Raw genomic sequence first — 2,454 nt, 5'->3', positions numbered from 1 at the left:
GCTGCGCGCGTGCGGGCCAGGTGATCAGAATACAGGCGCGCCGTGTTGGGCCAGGCGGTGGAGACGACGACCAACTGAGCACCCCCGAGCGCCAGGACGCGCATCGGCTCCGGCAGGCGCAGGTCATAACAAACTAGAAGACTGATCCGGCCAAGCGGTGTCAGGAACGGGCCAGGCAGTACATCTCCGCAGGCCAGGTAGCGATCGACTCCCAGGAAAGGCAAATGAGTCTTGCGATACACGCCAATCACACCTTGCGGTCCGAGCAGCGCTGCGCTGTTGAAGAGGACGCCGTCCGCGTCCTCTTCAATCAAGCCGACGACGGCGTGCAGCCGAAGACGGTTGCAGGCCTCGGCCAACTGCCGGGTGCTCGGACCAGGGATCGGCTCTGCCAGGCGCGTCGCTTCCTCCATGGTCAACGCGTAGCCCTGAACCGCGCACTCGGGGAAGGCAACGAGGTCGGCGCCCAGGTTGGCGGCGCGCTCGAGATAGGCCCGCATTGTCGCCAGGTTGGCTGTCGGATCCAGCAGCCGGGTTTCGAATTGCGCAGCCGCTACTCGCATCGGGACCTCCGGATTGATTGCCGATGGCTGCCCAAAGCCGGGCAGGGGTTTCGCGCCAGGCTTCCGCTGCCACCGAAAGGCAGTGTCCGCGCGGCGCCAGGTTCGAAGCCAAGGCTACAGCCGCTCGAGGATCGTGGCCGTAGCCATACCATGGCCAATGCACATCGTCTGCAGGCCGTACCGGCCGCTCGTCCGCTGCAGCTCATACACCAACTTGGTCATCAGGATTGCGCCGGTGGCGCCCAGTGGATGGCCATGGGCGATGGCGCCGCCATTGGGATTCAGCCGGTGCGGATCTACCGGGTGCTCGTGCAGCCAAGCCAGGGGCACACAGGCAAAGGCCTCGTTGACTTCGAACAGGTCGATGTCCTGCAGGCGCAGTCCAGCCCGGGCAAGCACCCGGGACGTAGCCGGGATCGGCCCGTCGAGCATGAGCGCAGGGTCGGAGCCGACGACGACTCGCGCCGCGATGCGAGCCAGCGGCTGCAGATGGTGCGCTTGGACGGCACGGTCGGAGGCGATCAGCAGGGCGGCAGCGCCATCGCTGATCTGGCTGCTGTTACCGGCTGTGACCACGCCATCTGGCTTGAAGACCGGCTTAAGGCTGGCCATCTTTTGCCGGTCGGGCGGCCGCCGCACGCCCTGGTCGTACAGGATCGGTATGGGCTGTCCGTCAGGCTGAGCTGCCTGCAAGGGGAGAATCTGTGAGGTGAGACGGCCGGTGTCGATCGCATGTCCAGCCCGAAGGTGGCTCTCAAAGGCAAATTCATCCAGCACCTGGCGAGGCAGGTGCCAGCGCTCGGCCATCATCTCTGCACTCAAGCCTTGATGAACCAGCGGATACGGTATTCCGGTCGGCCATTCGGCGGGGTAGTCCGTGCCCAAGGGTTGGTGCGACATCATTTCGACCCCGCCGGCAAGGACCAGATCCATGTCCCCCGCCAGGATGGCCTGAGCGGCGAAGTGAACCGCTTGCTGTCCGGAGCCACACATGCGGTTGAGGGAGACCGCCGGAATCTGCGGGGGAAAACCAGCTCGAAGCGTGGCCAGGCGAGCGATGTTGCCTCCCTGGTCCCCGACCGGTGTCACGCAGCCGAGGATGACGTCCTCGACCGTTTCGGGAGACACACCGGCGCGACGGACCGCTTCGATCAGCACTTCGGCGGCCAGATCGACCGGCTGGAAGGAACGCAGCGCTCCCCCTTCCGGCTTGCCGATCCCGATGGGAGTCCGGACGGCGCTGACCAGATAGGCATCCATCTTCAGATTCTCCCGTGAGCGGAGGCGAGCGACGCATGTAGAATGGGCATGGGTTCGCCCATGAGGATACGTATGCGCCTCCTGCAGGTCAAGCGTTTTCCCGGGCGCGGCCGTCCCGGGCATCAGCAGTCGCCCACCCGGCATCGGGGTTGCTCGCTAGGGATCCTGGCGGGCGTCGGCGCTCTGCTCCTGGTTGCGGCGTCGTGCGCCCCCTCCGGGGAGGCTCCGCGGGCGGCACTTCCAACTGAGATTGAGGACACGGGAGACCTCCTGGCTGTGTTGCGCGGTGCAGGCGTCTCCGTGCAGCCGACGTCCACTCTGCCGACACTGGGATTCGGAGGTCGGGGACAGGTCGTCCAGATCGGGGAAGCGTTGGCGGAGGTCCACGAGTTTGGTTCGGTGGAAGACCGGGAGAAGGTCTCCGCCTCAATTGTGGCTGGCGCGCAGGCGGCCGGTCCGCTGGCTTCAGCGCAATCCTCCACGCCCAGCTTCTGGGCTGCAGGGCGCTTGATCGTCGCCTACACCGGCAGCGATGGCGGCACGGTTCTGCTGCTTCAGGCGCTGCTGGGGGATCCGATCACCCTGGCCGCCGAGGTGGTGGATGAGCCGTACCCTCCGGCCGTCCTGGCCG

3 protein-coding genes are annotated in these 2,454 nt (G+C 66.2%); 1 reads left to right on the top strand and 2 read right to left on the bottom strand.

The window, feature by feature from the left end:
* On the bottom strand, positions 1-563 hold a 563-nt coding region (locus tag MUO23_10375), incomplete at its 3' end, for a carbon-nitrogen hydrolase family protein (GenBank protein ID MCJ7513359.1).
* A gap of 114 nt (positions 564-677) precedes the next feature.
* On the bottom strand, positions 678-1,823 hold the full coding sequence (locus tag MUO23_10370; GenBank protein ID MCJ7513358.1) for a thiolase family protein: 1,146 nt from the start codon (positions 1,821-1,823) through the stop codon (positions 678-680).
* Between the two features lie 72 nt (positions 1,824-1,895).
* Between MUO23_10370 and MUO23_10365 the strand changes: the two genes are divergently transcribed.
* On the top strand, positions 1,896-2,454 hold a 559-nt coding region (locus tag MUO23_10365; protein MCJ7513357.1), incomplete at its 3' end, for a hypothetical protein.

The organism is Anaerolineales bacterium (assembly GCA_022866145.1).
Taxonomy (GTDB): domain Bacteria; phylum Chloroflexota; class Anaerolineae; order Anaerolineales; family E44-bin32; genus PFL42.
This window is presented reverse-complemented; position numbering and strand designations above follow the sequence as displayed.